This is a genomic window from Anaerococcus tetradius ATCC 35098 (assembly GCF_000159095.1).
GTDB lineage: Bacteria > Bacillota > Clostridia > Tissierellales > Peptoniphilaceae > Anaerococcus > Anaerococcus tetradius.
Genome location: NZ_GG666295.1, coordinates 536,001 through 553,407, shown reverse-complemented (window position 1 = coordinate 553,407; position 17,407 = coordinate 536,001). Strand labels below are relative to the sequence as shown.

Sequence of the window (17,407 nt, the reverse complement as noted above, 5' to 3'; positions counted from 1 at the left end):
TTATGGAAATTAATAAAAATTTGAGAAAGATTATTGAATTAGTCTTTATGAGTGCCCTAGTAAGCCTTATTATATTCGCATCGAATATATCCTTACTAATACTGGCTACTGCTCCTGTACTTTTAAGTATCTATCTCTTTAAGAATGGATTTGCCGAATTTATTTTACTAGGAATTACTAGTTTGATTTTTGGACTTATGTATATGAGTCTTAGTGAAGCTTGTATGCTTACGCTTGCAATATTTTTAGTATGTCTAATCTTATCCCTTCCTATAAAGTATATAAGAAGTGATAAGCTACAGATTCTTACAAGTTTTGTTCTTATAAGCCTTGTCTTGATAGGTTTTTATACATATGGTCTAATGAAAGAAAAAGTTGATTTCGATAGTTTGGCTAGGCAAGTCAAGCTTTTAGTCGAATCTTCTATTGATTATAAGATGGATATAGAAATTTATAGGGCAAGTCTTAGCCTATATCCAGCTATCTTTGCATTTTTTTCTTTTATTTATACCTTGCTTGCCCTTAAACTAATTAGAAATTATGCTAGTATAAAACTTGATGGTTTTAAGGATTTGACTAAGGTAAATGAGCAAAGGATAAGCTATAAGGATCTTCTTATTATTGGACTTACTTGTGTTTTAGCTTATGGATTTTCTTATTTATTTAAGCTAAATATGACCTATGCATCTTTAAATATTATTATGATTTTCCTAGAGCTTTTGGCTTTTAATGGATTTTCTCTTTATGATTATATGATTGCAAGATCTAATATTCCCTTATCCAGAGGCTTCCAGTGGTTTTTCGTCATTATTTTAATACAATTCTTGCTAATTTTTTTCGTGATTTTAGGATTTATTGATATAATACTAGATATAAGAAAGAAAAGGAGCTTAAATGAAAAATAATGATGAGTATGTAGGGTTAAATAATATTATTGCTATAATGGCTCTTCCTAGTATAGCTTCTATAGTTTTATTTTATTTTAACGAGATTATCGGTTCTATTTCCATAATCCTCAGCATCCTTCTTTACTTCTTTTTGACTAAGATTAACAAAAAGAAGAAGGATGATTTGCAAGCATATGTCGATCAAATGAATGTTTCTTTTGATAGTATAACCAAAAACGTAGTATTCGAGATGCCTTTTCCTATTGTTATCGTAGAAGACGATAGGACAATCAAGTGGCACAATACTTATTTTAGGGACTTGTTTGACAATAAGTCTATAGTAGGAAATAAGATAGAAGACTTCTTGCCAGAATTTGCTGATTTTGATTTTAAGGAAGATGGTCTAAGGACTCCTAGAAATATAAACATCAAGGATAAAGTCTTGCAGTTTTATTATCAGACTATAATCAATGACGAAGATGGTAAATCTCAGACTTTTCTTTATGGTATTGATAATACTTATGATGAGTCAATCAAAAAGTTGTTTAAGAATAAGAGACTTGTCTTCTACTCAGTCTTTATAGATAATTACGAAGATATCAGAAACGCAACTCAATCAATTGATAGACCTGCTGTTTTAGGAGAAATCGACAGGGTTATCAATGAATATTTCAAAACATATGATGGTATAATCCGCAAGTATGAAAATGACAGGTTCATGGTAATTAGTGAATATCAAGATTATAGGAAAATCTATGAGTCTAAGTTTTCAATTCTTGATCAAGTTAGAAATATCCAAAAGGGTAATAGCCTTCCACCAACTCTTTCTATAGGAGTTGGTATAGCAGGAGCTAAGCCTTCTGATATTTATTCTGATTCGAGAGAAGCAGTCGACATAGCCCTATCTCGTGGAGGAGATCAGGCGGTAGTAAAACTTGAAGATAATTATGAGTATTTCGGTGGAAAGACCAAGGCCATAGAAAAGACCAGTAAGGTTAGATCTAGGGTAATATCTCAAGCCTTAAAGAGGATGATGCAATCATCTCCAGATATTTATATAATGGGTCATAACAATCCTGATATGGATTCTTTTGGTTCATCCCTAGGAGTTTATGAGGGTGCTTACCACATGGGTAAGGAGGCCTACATTGTCCTAGACGAAGTTACAAAGCCAATCGAAAATATGTATCAAAGAGTAACTAGTGAGTTAGGTGAGCTAAGGGCTAACATTTTGACAGAAGATGAAGCACTTGCTAAAATTAGTCCACAGTCTCTGATTATAGTAACCGATAACCATAGGAAAAATTCAACAGAGGCTCCAGCTCTTCTTGATAAAAACGACAATATCTTTATTATCGACCATCATAGGAGGGGCAAGGATTATATAGCAAATGCAACAATTTCTTATATAGAGCCTTATGCTTCAAGTGCATCAGAGCTTGTAACTGAAATTTTATCCTATCTTGACGAGGACTTTAGGGCGAGAACGCCTGTAGCGGAAAGTCTTCTTGCGGGAATTACAGTTGATACCAAAAACTTTGTCTACCAGACAAGGGTAAGGACTTTTGAAGCTGCTTCAATTTTAAAAAGATGGGGAGCAGATTCAGTATATATTAAGAGAATGTTTAAAGATGACTTTGAAATAGTAAAATATAAGTCAGAGGTTATAGCTGATTCATTTATTGTTAATGACTCAATAGCCATAGCCCACTTTAATAGAGATATCGATGGATCAACCCTCATAGCTTCGCAGGCTGCGGATGATTTGTTAAATATAAAGGGAGTCTTGGCAAGTTTTGTACTTACCATATCCAATAATAAAATTCACATATCAGGTAGAAGCTTAGGCGATATATCGGTACAATTAATACTAGAGCGTATCGGTGGTGGCGGTCACTTAACAGCTGCTGCGACCCAATTAGATATGAGCATGGAAAATGCTGAAGACATGTTAAGAAAAGCAATTAATGAATATTTAAGAGAGGAAGAAGAAAATGAAAGTAATACTAACAGATAATATTGTAAGAGTTGGCGTTAAGGGAGACCTTGTAGATGTAAAGTCAGGATATTTTAGAAATTTCCTTGACCCACAAGGAAAGGCTGTAAAGGCTACAAAAGAAAATATGGCTGAACTTGAAAAGATGAGAGAAGAATTAAAGAAAGAAGAAGCTGAAAATAGAAAAGAAGCTGAAGCTCTTAAAGAAAAAATCGAAGCTTTAACTCTTACAAAGAAAGTTAGAGCTGGAGAAGACGGCAAACTTTTTGGATCAGTAACAAACAAAGACATCGCTGAAAGCCTAGCAAAAGAAGGTATCGAAATTGACAGAAAGAGAATCGAACAAGTAGAAAAAATCAATGGACTTGGTGAGTTCGTTCTTAATGCTAGACTTTATGAAGGAGTTAATGCTGATCTTAAAGTAAACGTAGTAGCTGAGGTAGAATAATGACCGAGGGCCTAAGGCCCCTACCAAATGACTTCTTAGCAGAGCAAGGAATAATCGGAAGTATTCTCGCCAAAAACGAGACTTTTGATAGTGTAAATCAAATTATAAAACCTGTAGACTTTTATGATTCTAGAACGCAGAGGATATATAAGTCCATCATCAAGATGTTTGAAAAAGACATCAAGGTAGATGAGATTTCTTTGATATCCCAGCTGAAAGATGAAAATATATTACAAGAAGTTGGAGGGGAGGAGTTTATCACTGAGATTACCCTCTCCTCATTTTATACTCCAAATGTCGATACATATGCCAAATCAGTCAAAGAAAAATCTATTCTAAGGAGTCTAATAGGGGCGAGTGAGGATATTATCGATCTAAGTTACAGGCACGAAGAAAAAATTGAATCTATTTTATCAACTGCTGAATCAAAAATTTTTGAAGTTTCTCAAGATAATCACAACAAGGGTCTGGTAAGATTATCTGAAACCATGGAAGAGACCTTACAGATGATAAATGAACTAACCCTATCTGATGGCAAGATTACAGGTGTAACAACTGGTCTTGAGACAGTGGATAATAAGCTTTCTGGTCTCCAACAATCTCAATTGATCCTCCTTGCAGCAAGACCTGCTATGGGAAAGACTGCTTTGGGTCTTACTATGGCTTGGAATGCAGCCAAGGCTGACAAATCAGTTGCCTTTTTCTCTCTAGAGATGTCAACCTACCAACTAAATCAAAGGCTTCTATCAATGGTTTCTGTTGTAAAACTTGAAAATATCATTAATGGTTCTATTAGGGATGAAGATTGGCAACTTCTAATTCACGCAACCAAATTAATTAGATCAAAGAACATCTTTGTCGATGAAACTCCAGGTATTACCCTTTCTGAGATGCGAAGCAAGCTTAAAAGACTAAAAGCAGAAGTTGGACTTGATCTAGTTGTGATTGATTATCTCCAACTTATGCAAGCAGATAGCAGACAAGAAAATAGGCAAAATGAAATCGCTTCAATATCTAGGGGCCTAAAAAGTCTTTCTAAGGAACTTAACTGCCCAATTCTTTCCCTTGCCCAGCTATCTCGTGAGGCAGACAAGAGGGCTGATCATAAGCCAATTCTTTCAGACCTTAGGGAATCTGGAGCTATCGAGCAGGATGCTGATGTCGTAATGCTCTTGTATAGAGAAGACTACTATGATGAAGAGGATAATCCAAATATAGCTAAGCTTATTTTTGCCAAGCATAGAAATGGTGCAACAGGCGCAGTCGAATTATTCTTCAACAAGCCTTGCACAAGCTTTAGAGACCTAACCCAAAGAGAGCAAAATGCCTAGGATATATCTACAAAAAATGAATATGGCAACTGCAAAGCTCGTTAGAGAATGGACAGATTTTAATGATCCAAGGCTTATTGGCTACAATTACGCCAAGCTATCAGACTTTGAAATAAAATTATGGTATGGATCTATTACAACTCCAAGGAGAAAGTATTTTGCAGTAAAAAAATTAGATGATGATAGATTTATTGGCTTTATAGGTCTTAAACAGATTAACCCCATAACAAGAAGAGCGAAACTTGGTATAGTTTTTGATAGTGCCTATGTTTCCATGGGCTATGGGACGGAGGCAATAAAACTTCTTTTGGATAAGGCCTTTAGTGATTATAAGCTAAGAGAAGTAAGTCTTGAGGTAAATTTATTTAACGAGAGAGCCTACAGGGCCTATAGGAAGTGTGGTTTTAAGCAAGTGGATTCAAGCACAGAAGTTTTTGAAAACCAAAATATAGACATGGATGAGAGGTATTTTGTCGATAAATCTGGACTGATTTATTCGAAAATACTTACGATGATGATTACAAAGGATGATTATTATGGACTTTAAGATGCAAGATTTAAAATTAGATATGGGTACGACACCCTTGGAAAATATGTTCTTGAATACCTATATCCAAATGGCGGACGGGGATGCTATTAAGGTCTATTTGTTAATATACAAGGATTGCTACGCCTACCAAAGGGTAGACGTGGAAAAAATCAAAAGACAGTTAAGATTTAGCGATGAGAGGTTCCAAGAAGCTGTAGATTACTGGGTGAATATGGGAATATTCAGGCAAAAAAGAGCCGACAATGGAACAGATTTTATAGAGATAGTATCTCTTAGACAAATGTATTTTGGAGATAGCGTAGACAATCAAACAAGCGAAGCTGCCTACGATTTAGCCCAAAGAAAGTCTATTATGTTTACCAATATCGAAACAATCATTGATAGAAACCTCACACCAGCTGATATAACTAGGATTCAAGAAACAATCCTTGAATATAATTGTGACCCAGAACTTGTCACAGAGGCCTTTAGCCAGGCTAAGCAAAGTGGAAATGTTGATGTAAAATACGTCATGGGCTTTATCAAAACTTGGCGTGATCAAAACATATCTTCCCTAAATGATTTGAGGATGAAAGAAGAAAGAGATAAGCTTCTTAGGGCAAAGTCCCCACGCCAATATAGAAGAAAGGCTAATCCTAAATCAGGAAGACTCACTCCAAGGTCTGAAAGTGATATATCTTCCTTTATCCAAAGACGTAAAGAGGAAAGGCTTAACAAAATTTTAGAACAAAGGGGTGAGGAAGTTGACTCCTAGTCAAAAGGCAAGTGCCATTCTAGCGCAAAGAAGAGAAAATGACAAAAAAGAGCAGAGGATGAGAATTGAGGAAGTCTATAAAAAAGTCCCTCAAATCAAAGCCCTTGATAAGCAAATCAAAGAGCTAGGCTTTAGAACTCTAAGCCGTATAGCTTGCGGAGCTGATACAAGCGAGGATGAAGCAAAGATTTTGTTTTTGACTGAAGAAAAAAAGAGAATCCTAGCCGAAAATGGCTTTACAGATGATTATATGGACATCAAATATTATCACGATAAGTGCAAGGATACTGGCTTTGTTGGAACAAAGATGTGTACTTGCAGGAAGCAGTTGATAATTGATCAAAAATATGACCAATCAAATATCAAAAACCAAATATCAGAAGAAAACTTTTCCTCCTTTAACATAAACCTATTTTCCAAAAACACTAACAAGATCTATGGGGTAAGTCCTTATGAAAATATCACTTATGTTATAGCAGGGCTTAAAAAATTTATCAATAATTTTGCCTACGAAACAGGCAATATCTATATCTATGGAGATGTAGGAAGGGGCAAGACCTTCCTAGTTAATTCCGTAGCCAAGGAGATTTTGGATAGGAATTTCTCTGTAGTCTATATGACCTCAACCAAACTTTTTAAATTCCTAAACGACTATCTTTATGCCTTTGAAGATAGGAGAGAAAATCTCGAAGAAAAATATAGACTGATTTTCGACTGCGATCTTTTGATAATCGATGATTTGGGAGCTGAAGCCAGTCGCCAATCCGATAGGGCGAATCTTTTTGATGTAGTAAATGAGAGGATGAATGAGGGAAAACCTATAATTTTCTCATCCAACCTCAATGAAGAAGCCTTAGAAGAATTCTATGGAGCAAGGATTTTCTCAAGGATAATGGGCAACAATAGTAGAATTTATGAAATATTCGGCGAAGATTTGAGATTGAGGTAAAAATGCTAGTAGTAGACAAAGACCAAATGAAAAAAATCGATCAGTATGCAATAAATATATTAAAAGTACCATCCATCTGCCTGGTAGAAAGGGCAGCCCTTGCAGTGTTAAAAAACATCAACCTAGAAGTAAGGTCGACCTTTGCCATAGTAGTTGGATGTGGAAATAACGGAGCTGATGGTCTCGCCCTCGCAAGAAATCTCCTTGCCATGGGTAAGTATGTTGAGATATATATAGTAGGAAATATGGACAAGGCAACTGAAGACTTTAAACAAAACTTAGAAGCTTGTAAGAGGCTAACTGATAAAATCTATCCTATAGTAAGCATAGAAGACTTATCTAACATGGAAAAAAATCTCGAAGAAGTTTCTACCATAGTCGAAGGCCTCTTTGGCACAGGCCTAAATAGGACAATCCAAGGAGTCCCTGCCTATGTCATAGCTCTAATTAATAGATGTCTTAAATACACTATATCAATAGACCTACCATCAGGTCTTGATGCAAGCACTGGCAAAAAATGGGGAGAAGTAGTTGATTGTGACCTAATAGTAAGTATGCAGCTTATGAAAAAGGGAATCTACGAAAGAATAAATCTTAGAGAAAAATGCCTAGTAGAAGATATAGGCATACCTCAAAAGGCAATAGATGCTGTTATGAAATAATTGAAAGGTGGATAGGGGTTGTTAAAACAACCTCTTTTATTATGGAAAAAGAAATTATACTTTACTTACTTTTAATAAACATCCTAGCTTTTGTCCTTACAGTATATGACAAATTAGCAAGCAAAAAATTTAGGAAAAATAGGATAAGGGAAAATATCCTCATCCTTGTTGGATTTTTGGGAGGAGGCCTTCTTATGTATATAACAATGAGAATAATAAATCACAAGATTAGGCATAAGAAATTCATGCTAGGCCTTCCTCTAATAGTTATTTTTCATTTATTTATTATTTATGCTTGGTCCAAATCTTTATGGGGCTAGAAGATAGCAAGCAAAAAGACGAAAATCACTCGATTCTCGTCTTTTTTCTTATCTATTCAAATCATAAATTGTCTTTAATCCAAAAAGTCCTAAATAGGGGATCTCTTGGATTTTATAGTTGTCATCATCTAAGAGCTTGGCAAACTCGCCAGTCGATATTATCGTCGTTTCTTTGATATCTAGGTCGTTTTCTTTTATGATTTCTTCGACTATGGCTGAGATAGCCTTTTGGTAGGCAAAATATATACCCTTTTGCATGGCCTTGGTGGTAGAGTTTCCTAATATCTTATCGCTCTTTTTTATTTCTACTTGGAAAAGTTTGGCACTTTCCTTGGCTAGGGATTCTTGGAAAAGACTTGCTCCAGGCATAATTACTCCTCCCAGAAATTCTTTTTTGCTATTGATATAGTCGATTGTAGTAATAGATGAGGCTGAAATTATTACTATATTATCCTTATAGAGTTTTTTTCCTCCAACAGCCCTTATTATTCTATCGCTTCCTACGTCCTTGGGATTGTCGTATTTGATGTTTATTCCAATTTTAAGACCTGCCGATATAAAGATGGGGCTTTTGCCACAAATCAGTTTAGAAACTTCCTCATAAGTCCTATCGACTTCTGGGACGACTGATGAGATTATAAAATCGTCAATTTCTTTTGAGTTTATATTTTTTTCTCTTAGGAGTAACTTGATTAATAGGCTAAGCTCGTTTGATGACCTATCTTGATTACTTTTTATGCTGAAATTGTAAAGCATTTTATCTTTGTCGAAAAGACCAAAGTCAGCCTTTCTATTTTCTATATCAATTGCTAGAAGCATTTTATCTCCTTGATGATTTTAGAGCTTTAATAACAGCTGTGGAAAGGATGACTGAAAGGATTGCTTCAGGAATACCACTTGTAATTGTTACTCCAAGGATTGCAGATCTTGCACTATCCATAGGAATACCCAAGGTTGTTACATATTTTTCGGCATAGATTAGATAAATTCCACCCAAAACTAGGATGGTGTTGGTCATAGATCCTACAAAGGCTCCGATAGCTATTGGGAAATCCCCCTTGGCAGATTTTTGTGAATAGATAAATAAGCCGATAACGACAAGGAGCAAGACGCCTACAAAAATTATATTCATAGTTGACTTAGCTGCTTTTATGTTTTTTACAAGTAAGTAAACTAGGGCAAGAGCAATGATAGCCCACAAGCCTTTGGCAAGGCCCTTTAGCTTATCGCTATTTATCTTTGTACAAGCCTTATAAGCATAGTAAGATGTTATACCAATCAAAATTCTTGGAATAACCGAAATAATTGGGTTGTAAAATACGAAGGATACAGGACTAGGATTTCTTAGTAGGGCATTTAAGAGTGAAGATACACCAAAAATCAATCCTACAAGAGCACCGACAATAGGCCCTTCTGCAATCGCACCTATAATAACGGGGATGTGCATGGTTGTCGCATTGATGAAACCCAAAGGGATAAGACCGAGTGGTGTCAGACTTAGCACTATGGTGATAGCACCAAGCATAGCTGACGTTACAAGCTTTCTACTGCTGATTGTTTTCTTATTCATAATTACCTCCTGATACGGTTCACTGGGATACCGTTCATATGCATCAAAAGATGCTAGAAAAATTTACGCCTACAATTTTATTTTAGTATCTCCAAATAAATGTGAAATCTAAATCTTTCTAATTATAGACTACTAAAATTATAACTAAATTTCTTAGATAAGTAAAGAAAAAAATTCCCCAAGCCCAGCTTGAGGAATAAATCTAAGGACGAACCTTATTTACATTTAGTATTTTTCTGCATACGAGTTTGGCAAAGTCATCGCTTCCTTCGACATTTGGGTGAACCTTATCGACTGCTAAGAGATTTTCCTTATCCTTAATAAAAGCTCTCCAATCAACCAAGTGAGCCTTAGGGTTCTTGTCGGTAAAGGACTTGATTTGATCATTTACCTGGTCCATATAAGATTGAAGGTGGCTGGTATTTACAAAATACACATCTCTGCCGTCAGCTTCGTCTACTATAGCCTGCATATCATCAGTTGACTTAAAACCATTAGAGCCAAGGACGACTAGGATTATATCGTTAAGTCCATTAGAAGCCTTCACATTATTAAGAGTATCAGGTCCATCCCACATATTTCTTCCCACAAGACCATCAAGGTAGAGATTAGGGACTAAAGATCTTAGGTAAGAATCAATATTTACAAGAACTGAATCACCGATAGCGGTAATAGAAATATTTTTTAGATATTCTTTTTCCTTGTCTGTAAAGTTGAAGTCGTCATAGGCTTTTTCTTCAAAATTACCGCCTTTGTTTGGACTTTCTTCTTTCTTTTCTTCTTTAAGCTTGTCATCTTTCTTTTTCTTGTTAGTGTTTTTCTTAGCTTCTGCGTTTCTTTTCTTGATTTCCAGTTCGTTTTTAGCAAATTCTTTCTTAAACTCTTCCATTTGAGCTTCTTTTTTATTGCCAATCACTAGGGAAGTCGCATTTAAAATTCCCACAAGGGCTAGGGCTATCGCCAATTTCTTGATCTTATAGGATTTTTTCATCCTTCTTAGGCTATAGGAAAGCTCGGATAATATAACTAAAATACCTAATTCTACTAAGTAGAAAATAGCCTTCGAAGAAATTTTATTCCTAAAGAGATAAAGCATAAAAATTTGGACTATATATTGCCACAAATAGTAGTAGTAAGACCTATCTCCAAGCCAAATCATAAACTTAAAGAAGGGATTATGATCCCTATATCTTATAGGATTGTCTACTTCCAATTTATATATAAAGGCTAAGAAGAGGCAAACAAGTAACTGATATATAAGGAAAAATGTCCTATAAACCCACAAGCTTTTGCCATCTATGAAGAAGAAGGGAAGGATTATTGCTAGGAAAAGAAGCAAAGAAGTTTTTTTCCTAGTAAGCCTATCCAACAAAGTTCCCCATTTTTCGTAGGCAAGATAGCTAACTGAGCCTAAGAAAAATGCACTAAGCCTTACATCTGTCCCATAATAAATCCTAATAACGCTAGCCTTAGTAAAGGATAGGTAGTAGCTAAGAATTATTGATAAGATACTAAGTCCTCCAAAAATATAAATCCTAAAAGCATTCAGATTAAGCTTATTAATAAGATAATCTAAAAGATAATAGATAAGTATATATTGTAGATAGACTGCTATATACCAAAGGTGGGTAAAGATATTAAAATTACCTGACCTATCAAAATAAGAAATCCCCTTAACAATAGCCCTAATATTTTCGTAGGCAAACATGGTAGCAAGAGAACTTCTCACACTATCATCAAAAATATCCCTAGCAAAAATCAAGGAAACAAGAAGGGAAATGGCTATGATAGACCACATAGGAGATATTATTTTAAATAATCTCGCCTTAATTTTGTCTATAAAAAATTTAACTTCAACTAAATCATAAGTCTTTGTCGACGATTTGGCTAGGAAAAATCCAGATATAATCATAAAGATTATAACTCCCAAAAAACCACCACTTAGCCTGTGGCTAAACAAGTGATAGATAGAAACTGCCAACAAACTTACTGCCTTTAGCATGGTAACATAGTTAAATTTCACTTTCTTCATTCTTTTATTTTTCATTAATCTTCCTTCCTAACTTATACATTATAGCACAACTAGCTTAAATTTGCATAAAAAAACAAGGTCTTGAGAAAAAAAATATTTAATGTATAATGAGTATAAATTTAATATTGCATTGATAAGCCCTAGTAACTAGGAAAGGCATATAGAGAGGAGATGGTTGGTGAAAATCTCTTGCAGGGAACTAGTGAATCTAGCTTTGAGCATATATATTAATTAAGGCAAAGTAATTTGCATAATTTGGGTGGCACCACGAGACCTTCGTCCCAATTGGGCGGGTCTTTTTTTATTGGAAAAAGGAGAAATAATTATGATTGATATTAAATTACTTAGAGAAAATCCAGAATTAGTTAAAGAAAACATTAAGAAAAAATTTCAAGAAGAAAAACTTAAACTTGTAGATGAAGTCCTTGAACTTGATGAAAAACTTAGAGCCTTCAAAACTGAGGGAGACAATCTAAGAAGTCAAAGAAATAAGACTAGCAAGGAAATCGGCGCCCTTATGGGCCAAGGCAAGAAGGAAGCTGCCGAAGAAGCCAAGAAATTGGTAAAAGAAATAAACGATAAGCTCCTCCACATAGAAAGCGAAACAGAAGAATTTGCCAAAGAAGTCAAAAAAAGAATGCAAGTCATCCCACAAATAATTGACGATACTGTCCCAATAGGAAAAGACGATACAGAAAATGTCGAAATCGAAAAATATGGTGAACCCCTTGTACCTGACTACGAAATCCCTTACCACATAGACATCATGGAATCCTTTGATGGAGTTGACCTTGATGCAGCAAGAGAAACATCAGGAGCAGGCTTCTACTATCTAAGAGGAGATATAGCAAGACTACACTCAGCTATCCTTTCTTATGCTAGGGACTTCATGATAGACAGGGGCTACACCTACTACATCCCACCATTTATGATAAGATCTGACGTTGTTACTGGCGTAATGAGCTTTTCAGAAATGGAAGATATGATGTATAAAATAGAAGGCGAAGACCTCTACCTAATCGGAACAAGCGAACACTCCATGATAGGTAAATTCATCAACACCATAACAGAAGAAGAAAAAATGCCACTCAAGATGACCTCCTACTCACCATGCTTTAGAAAAGAAGTTGGAGCTCACGGTATAGAAGAAAGAGGAGTTTATAGGATCCACCAATTCGAAAAACAAGAGATGGTAATAATCTGCAAACCAGAAGATTCCAAAACCCTCTACAACGAACTATGGAAAAACACAGTAGACTTCTTTAGAAGCCTAGAAATCCCAGTAAGAACTCTCGAATGTTGCTCTGGAGACCTTGCAGACCTCAAGGTAAAATCATGCGACGTAGAAGCATGGAGTCCAAGACAAAAGAAATACTTCGAAGTAGGAAGCTGCTCTAACCTAGGAGATGCTCAAGCTAGAAGACTTGGCATAAGACTAAGAGGAGAAAATGGAACCTACTTTGCCCACACCCTAAATAACACAGTAGTAGCTCCACCAAGAATGCTAATAGCCTTCCTAGAAAACCTACTCCAAGAAGACGGAAGCGTAAAAATCCCAGCCCCACTACAAATGTATATGGGAGGCAAGGAAAAAATCGAACCAAAAAATAAATAAAAAGAATTAGTCCCCCGCAAGGGGGATTTTTTAGTGGACAAAATTAAAACATAATTTACAAAAAAAGTAAGCATTAATTGCTAGAATTGATAAACAAATTTAACAAGAATATTTGTAAAAATATTTTCCGTGATAATATATTATAAAAACATGATATTTTGACACGGGGGGGGAGAAGAAGCAAAAAGCTTAGCTGACGATTAGCTAAGCTTTTACTTTTGTATAATATAGGAGAGATTTATTTTAGTATAATGCGTTTACTTCTACACCGAATCCTGAGATTTTATCTATTTGTGGATAGGCGATTATGATTATTGATCCACTTGCTGGGAGTTTATCGAGATTGTTTAGGACTTCAATCTGATACTTATTTTGGCTTAACCAGTAGTATTCGGCTTCTAATGCTTTGTTTTTATAAAAACTCAAACCTGAGTCAGTGTTTAATGTTTCATGACCTATGGCAGTTATTTTTCTTTCTTCGTTTAGGAATTTTAGGGCTTCTAATGACCAGCCTGGTGTGTGTTCTATACCATTTTCATCTTTATTAATGAAAGCTTTTTCGTCATCAAATTTTGTTGACCAGTCGCTTCTTAGTGCTACGAATGAGTTTTCTGATATTAGTCCGTACTCATCTTCAAATTTTAGTATATCATCTACGCTAAGTTCATAGTCAGGATTTATTTTTACTTTATCGCTTATGTCAATCACATATAGGGGAAGACATCTTTCAAAAAATGGTATATCTAGGAGTGTTCTTGTATTTTTAGCAAAATGATTTGGTGCATCTATATGCGTGCCGTATTGACTACCGATTGTAATTTCATTTCCCCAGAAGCCATCTTTATCTATTGTAGCTATGTTTTTTATTTCAAGTTTTTTAAAAGCTTCAAAGTGGGGAATATCACTTGTTACTGTGTGACTTAGGCAGATGGATTTTCCTTTTTTAAGTTCAGCTAATAGATTTGTGTTGGTAGACATTATTCGCCCCAGAATTCTTCAGCGAGTCTTTGTCCTTGGTCAATTTTTGCCCATTCTTCTTCTTGGCTAAGTTCATTTCCGCAATCGCATGAGGCAAAACCACATTGGTGGGATAGGTAGAGTCTGTTTTTGTCTATAATCTCACTTGCTTTATTTAGGAGGTCAAGGGTTCTTTCTTCATCATCAAGGCTATTTGTCTTACTTGATAGAAGACCTAGGACGATTTCTACCTTATCTCTATCTTTAAATACTTCGAGAGCCTTTAGTGAGCCAGCTCTTTCGTCATCCCATTCAAGATAGAACCTATCGTAGTGTTGATTTTTGAGGAAGAGGTTGGCTATGGAATCATAAGTTCCAGCTCCGAAAAATCTTGATGCGTAATTACCCCTACAGTTGTGGGTGTAAACTAGAAGGCCAAGTTCATGTCCGTAATCAATAACTTCATTGTTTATTGCTATATATTTTTCAGCTAGTTTGATGTCTTTGAGATCTTCCTTGCTTTCGCCATCAAATTGGCTATTGTCAGCTTCATCGGCAAATTGTTCCCACAAGCAATCATCAAATTGTATTATTTCACCACCTATAGCTTTGAAATCGTCCAAAAATTCCTTGTAGGCATTGATAAGATCTGTGCAGAAATCTTCGTTTGACCTGTAATAACTAGAATCTTTTACGAAACCGAAGTTAACAAGTTCTCCGTAGATGTGAGCAGGGGAAGGGATACATTGTTTTACTTCGCTTCTTCCTGCTACTATTTCTTTAAGTCTTCTAAAGTGGTTGATAAATTCATGGTTTTTGCCGGAAAGTTTACCAACAAGTCTGATACCTATATCACGTCTTGTTTCGTACTTGTGGCAGCCATCCTTATCTTCAAAGAAGTAGCCTGAATCTTTTATAAATCTTTCAACCCCATCAAGTCCCCAAAGAAAGTCAAGATGCCAGAGGGATTTAGAATATTCTCCATCAGTTACTTGAACAAGGCCATGGGCTAGTTGTTTTTCAACAACGTCTTTTACCGCTTCATCTTCACATTTTTTGTAACCTTCTAAATCTTCGTAGAAAGGATAAGTGATATCTTCTCTTTTTTCTATTTCTCTTTTGTATTTTAGTAAATCTTCATTTCTTAGTAGTGATCCAACAGTTAAAAATCTTTTTGACATATTATTACCTCTTTTTATTATTTTTTTTCTCGAAACATTCTATTAATAATTGGCGCCAATAGAAAATTTAACTATGTATATCCTCATAGGTGAAATCAAAAAAAGCCCCGTCCAATAAAGGACGAAGCTAAAGCTCGTGTTACCACCTAAATTTTATATTAATCTCACAATTAATAACTCATCGGGTACAAACATACCCTATCGCTATAACGGGCGAGACCGTCTTATCTTAAATATCGGATAAGAAACTCAAAGGCCATTTTCAATATAAACTTCCTAAACTATTTTCACCAAACATAGTCTCTCTGTGTAGGTCCTTCATATCTACTTTTCTTCTCACAGTTTATTTTCTATGTTTCACATTATACATGGCTTTTATTTTTCTGTCAAATTTTTACATGAAATATTTATCAAAGAGAAAATATCATTGTCGAAAAGCCCTAAATCAGTCATTTTTAGGTGGGGGATAACTGGAAGGGCCATAAAGCCGAGGCTCATAAAAGGATCTATTCCATCATCTAGACCGAGATTTTTTAATAGCTTATACAAAACTTTATAGGACTTATTGAGTTCATTTATAGATTTTCTAGACATTAATCCTGCAATTTCTAATTTCAAATCACCAAGAATTTCTCCCTTTGAGCTAACTACAAGGCCTCCTTCAATATCAATTAGCCTATTAATAGCAAGTATTAAATCCCTATCATTATCGCCAATAGCAACTATATTGTGGCTGTCATGGGCTATAGTAGAGGCTACAGCACCATTAGTAATTGGATAGCCTGTAATAAGTCCTAGACCTATGTTAGTTTTTTGGCTGTACCTATCGCAGACTACGATTTTTTTGATTCCATCATCAGCATAAGAGAACTTTCCATCAAGGACTTTGACTTTTCTAATCAATTTATCTGTAACTAGGCTATTTTTGTTCATTCCTATTACAAAAACTTGGTCATTTTCTAAATAAATATCCAAATCCTTCTCTTCGATTTTTCTAGCCCTCATAGGAGATTTGACTTTGTCTGTAAATTTTTGCTCATATTTTTTGAAATATTTTCCCTTATCATAAACAAGCTCGCCCTTGTAAAAGACGCTTTTACATTTTAAGTCCTTGAAATCATCAAAAAGGAAAAAGCTAGCCTCATAGGAAGGGGCTATGGCTCCAAGTTTATCGAGCTTATAGGCAGAAGCTGTGTTTATTGTAGCCATCTTTATAGCATCAATTGGATCAAGGCCATAGGCTATTGCTTTTCTAACATTATTATCGACAGAGCCTTCATTTGTCAAATCCTCAGGGTGCCTATCATCTGTACAGAAAAAGCAACGATTTAGATTATTTTTGTTTACTGCTCCAATAAGATTGTCGAAGTCTTTGGCAGCAGAGCCTTCCCTTATTTGAATAAACATTCCCTTTCTAAGTTTTTCTTTCATCTCTTCTTGACTTCTACATTCGTGGTCTGTAGCTATACCAGATTTTATGTAGATATCGAGATCTCTGCCAGTTAGCCCTGGACAATGACCGTCAGCTGTTAAATTTCTTTCCTTAGCCAAGGCGATTTTATCCAAGATATCCTTATCTTGATTGACAAGGCCTGGATAGTTCATCATCTCTCCAAGTCCTAGGACATTTTCGTGGTCTATAAGCTTTGCCAAGTCTTTAGCTAATAATTTTGCCCCGCTTGTCTCAAAAGATGTGGCTGGGACACATGAAGCTAGCATCATATAGATATTAAAAGGCAAATCTTTTGCCTCATCTAAGATGTAGGTCATTCCATCTAGACCACAGACATTTGCAATTTCGTGGGGGTCAGCTATTATAGTTAGGATTCCCCTACTAGTTAGGTATTTACTTAACTCGGCTGCTGAGAGCATGGAGCTTTCTATGTGGACATGGCCATCAATTAAGCTAGGGCATAGGTAGGCCCCTTGGGCATCAAAATATTCTTTAGCGTTTTCATAATAGGGACCAAAGCCCAAGATTTCTCCATCCTTTATTGCAAGATTTTCTTCAAATATTTCTGCATTAAAAACATCAATTATTTTGGCGTTTTTTATGATTAAATCAGCTTTTATTAAATCACTCATAAAACTACCTCCCAAGTATCTTTTAATTATTATAACATTTGTGGGAATTTATGTAAACGTTTGTACAGCT

The 17,407-nt window shown here is 35.4% G+C and carries 16 protein-coding genes and 2 other annotated features; of the genes, 10 read left to right on the top strand and 6 right to left on the bottom strand.

Annotated elements, in window-relative coordinates; translation table 11 throughout:
* Nucleotides 1-2 precede the first annotated feature (2 nt).
* The 9 genes from HMPREF0077_RS02725 to HMPREF0077_RS02685 are packed head-to-tail and all read left to right on the top strand — an operon-like array spanning nt 3 to nt 7,897.
* Nucleotides 3-905, top strand: coding sequence for a YybS family protein (locus tag HMPREF0077_RS02725; RefSeq protein ID WP_004836429.1), 903 nt, complete (start codon nt 3-5; stop codon nt 903-905).
* Nucleotides 895-2,904, top strand: coding sequence for a DHH family phosphoesterase (locus HMPREF0077_RS02720; RefSeq protein WP_004836428.1), 2,010 nt, complete (start codon nt 895-897; stop codon nt 2,902-2,904). Before HMPREF0077_RS02725 ends, HMPREF0077_RS02720 begins: the two co-directional genes overlap by 11 nt.
* Nucleotides 2,882-3,331 carry a 50S ribosomal protein L9 gene (rplI, locus tag HMPREF0077_RS02715; protein ID WP_004836426.1) on the top strand — a complete coding sequence of 150 codons (450 nt, stop codon included), beginning with the start codon at nt 2,882-2,884 and terminating at the stop codon, nt 3,329-3,331. The genes HMPREF0077_RS02720 and rplI overlap by 23 nt, the downstream gene beginning before the upstream one ends.
* Nucleotides 3,331-4,662, top strand: a complete 1,332-nt coding sequence (gene dnaB / locus HMPREF0077_RS02710) for a replicative DNA helicase (RefSeq protein WP_004836425.1) — start codon at nt 3,331-3,333, stop codon at nt 4,660-4,662. The genes rplI and dnaB overlap by 1 nt, the downstream gene beginning before the upstream one ends.
* Nucleotides 4,655-5,209 carry a GNAT family N-acetyltransferase gene (locus HMPREF0077_RS02705; protein ID WP_004836423.1) on the top strand — a complete coding sequence of 185 codons (555 nt, stop codon included), beginning with the start codon at nt 4,655-4,657 and terminating at the stop codon, nt 5,207-5,209. Before dnaB ends, HMPREF0077_RS02705 begins: the two co-directional genes overlap by 8 nt.
* Nucleotides 5,199-5,966 carry a DnaD domain-containing protein gene (locus HMPREF0077_RS02700; protein WP_081445711.1) on the top strand — a complete coding sequence of 256 codons (768 nt, stop codon included), beginning with the start codon at nt 5,199-5,201 and terminating at the stop codon, nt 5,964-5,966. Before HMPREF0077_RS02705 ends, HMPREF0077_RS02700 begins: the two co-directional genes overlap by 11 nt.
* Entirely contained in the window at nt 5,947-6,915 is a 969-nt protein-coding gene (locus tag HMPREF0077_RS02695; RefSeq protein ID WP_248596426.1) for an ATP-binding protein, read from the top strand. The genes HMPREF0077_RS02700 and HMPREF0077_RS02695 overlap by 20 nt, the downstream gene beginning before the upstream one ends.
* Before the next feature lie 2 nt (nt 6,916-6,917).
* Nucleotides 6,918-7,577, top strand: a complete 660-nt coding sequence (locus HMPREF0077_RS02690; RefSeq protein ID WP_004836418.1) for an NAD(P)H-hydrate epimerase — start codon at nt 6,918-6,920, stop codon at nt 7,575-7,577.
* Nucleotides 7,520-7,897, top strand: a complete 378-nt coding sequence (locus HMPREF0077_RS02685) for a DUF1294 domain-containing protein (protein WP_248596425.1) — start codon at nt 7,520-7,522, stop codon at nt 7,895-7,897. The genes HMPREF0077_RS02690 and HMPREF0077_RS02685 overlap by 58 nt, the downstream gene beginning before the upstream one ends.
* Before the next feature lie 48 nt (nt 7,898-7,945).
* On the opposite strand, the gene HMPREF0077_RS02680 is transcribed toward HMPREF0077_RS02685, so the two are convergent.
* The 3 genes from HMPREF0077_RS02680 to HMPREF0077_RS02670 form a co-directional block, all read right to left on the bottom strand.
* The gene (locus HMPREF0077_RS02680; RefSeq protein ID WP_004836414.1) at nt 7,946-8,716 is read right to left on the bottom strand and encodes a type III pantothenate kinase; all 771 of its coding nucleotides are present in this window, start codon (nt 8,714-8,716) and stop codon (nt 7,946-7,948) included.
* 1 nt (nt 8,717) lies between these two features.
* Nucleotides 8,718-9,467 (bottom strand): ECF transporter S component, encoded by a 750-nt coding sequence (locus HMPREF0077_RS02675; protein WP_004836413.1) that lies wholly within the window; start codon nt 9,465-9,467, stop codon nt 8,718-8,720.
* Nucleotides 9,468-9,669: 202 nt separating this feature from the next.
* The gene (locus HMPREF0077_RS02670) at nt 9,670-11,514 is read right to left on the bottom strand and encodes an acyltransferase family protein (RefSeq protein ID WP_004836410.1); all 1,845 of its coding nucleotides are present in this window, start codon (nt 11,512-11,514) and stop codon (nt 9,670-9,672) included.
* A gap of 106 nt (nt 11,515-11,620) precedes the next feature.
* Nucleotides 11,621-11,786 (top strand) — a binding site (T-box leader).
* Between the two features lie 38 nt (nt 11,787-11,824).
* Here HMPREF0077_RS02670 and serS point away from each other — a divergent pair.
* Complete coding sequence (serS, locus tag HMPREF0077_RS02665) at nt 11,825-13,114, top strand: serine--tRNA ligase (RefSeq protein ID WP_040349273.1); 1,290 nt, start codon at nt 11,825-11,827, stop codon at nt 13,112-13,114.
* Nucleotides 13,115-13,357: 243 nt separating this feature from the next.
* Here serS and HMPREF0077_RS02660 read toward each other — a convergent pair whose 3' ends face one another.
* The 3 genes from HMPREF0077_RS02660 to ade form a co-directional block, all read right to left on the bottom strand.
* Nucleotides 13,358-14,092: a cyclase family protein gene (locus tag HMPREF0077_RS02660; RefSeq protein ID WP_004836407.1), complete on the bottom strand. Its 735-nt coding sequence runs from the start codon at nt 14,090-14,092 to the stop codon at nt 13,358-13,360.
* Nucleotides 14,092-15,252: a uroporphyrinogen decarboxylase/cobalamine-independent methonine synthase family protein gene (locus HMPREF0077_RS02655; protein WP_004836406.1), complete on the bottom strand. Its 1,161-nt coding sequence runs from the start codon at nt 15,250-15,252 to the stop codon at nt 14,092-14,094. The genes HMPREF0077_RS02660 and HMPREF0077_RS02655 overlap by 1 nt, the downstream gene beginning before the upstream one ends.
* Nucleotides 15,253-15,366: 114 nt before the next feature.
* Nucleotides 15,367-15,601, bottom strand: a binding site (T-box leader).
* A 26-nt stretch (nt 15,602-15,627) separates the two neighbouring features.
* Nucleotides 15,628-17,337, bottom strand: coding sequence for an adenine deaminase (ade, locus tag HMPREF0077_RS02650; protein ID WP_004836404.1), 1,710 nt, complete (start codon nt 17,335-17,337; stop codon nt 15,628-15,630).
* Nucleotides 17,338-17,407: the final 70 nt, after the last annotated feature.

What these genes read in the sequence shown, in the direction of transcription:
- HMPREF0077_RS02725 (WP_004836429.1), top strand. Translation starts at nt 3, where the DNA reads ATGGAAATTAATAAAAATTTGAGAAAGATTATTGAATTAGTCTTTATG.
- HMPREF0077_RS02720 (WP_004836428.1), top strand. Translation starts at nt 895, where the DNA reads ATGAAAAATAATGATGAGTATGTAGGGTTAAATAATATTATTGCTATA.
- rplI (WP_004836426.1), top strand. Translation starts at nt 2,882, where the DNA reads ATGAAAGTAATACTAACAGATAATATTGTAAGAGTTGGCGTTAAGGGA.
- dnaB (WP_004836425.1), top strand. Translation starts at nt 3,331, where the DNA reads ATGACCGAGGGCCTAAGGCCCCTACCAAATGACTTCTTAGCAGAGCAA.
- HMPREF0077_RS02705 (WP_004836423.1), top strand. Translation starts at nt 4,655, where the DNA reads ATGCCTAGGATATATCTACAAAAAATGAATATGGCAACTGCAAAGCTC.
- HMPREF0077_RS02700 (WP_081445711.1), top strand. Translation starts at nt 5,199, where the DNA reads ATGGACTTTAAGATGCAAGATTTAAAATTAGATATGGGTACGACACCC.
- HMPREF0077_RS02690 (WP_004836418.1), top strand. Translation starts at nt 6,918, where the DNA reads ATGCTAGTAGTAGACAAAGACCAAATGAAAAAAATCGATCAGTATGCA.
- HMPREF0077_RS02685 (WP_248596425.1), top strand. Translation starts at nt 7,520, where the DNA reads ATGCCTAGTAGAAGATATAGGCATACCTCAAAAGGCAATAGATGCTGT.
- HMPREF0077_RS02680 (WP_004836414.1), bottom strand. Translation starts at nt 8,716, where the DNA reads ATGCTTCTAGCAATTGATATAGAAAATAGAAAGGCTGACTTTGGTCTT.
- HMPREF0077_RS02675 (WP_004836413.1), bottom strand. Translation starts at nt 9,467, where the DNA reads ATGAATAAGAAAACAATCAGCAGTAGAAAGCTTGTAACGTCAGCTATG.
- HMPREF0077_RS02670 (WP_004836410.1), bottom strand. Translation starts at nt 11,514, where the DNA reads ATGAAAAATAAAAGAATGAAGAAAGTGAAATTTAACTATGTTACCATG.
- serS (WP_040349273.1), top strand. Translation starts at nt 11,825, where the DNA reads ATGATTGATATTAAATTACTTAGAGAAAATCCAGAATTAGTTAAAGAA.
- HMPREF0077_RS02660 (WP_004836407.1), bottom strand. Translation starts at nt 14,092, where the DNA reads ATGTCTACCAACACAAATCTATTAGCTGAACTTAAAAAAGGAAAATCC.
- HMPREF0077_RS02655 (WP_004836406.1), bottom strand. Translation starts at nt 15,252, where the DNA reads ATGTCAAAAAGATTTTTAACTGTTGGATCACTACTAAGAAATGAAGAT.
- ade (WP_004836404.1), bottom strand. Translation starts at nt 17,337, where the DNA reads ATGAGTGATTTAATAAAAGCTGATTTAATCATAAAAAACGCCAAAATA.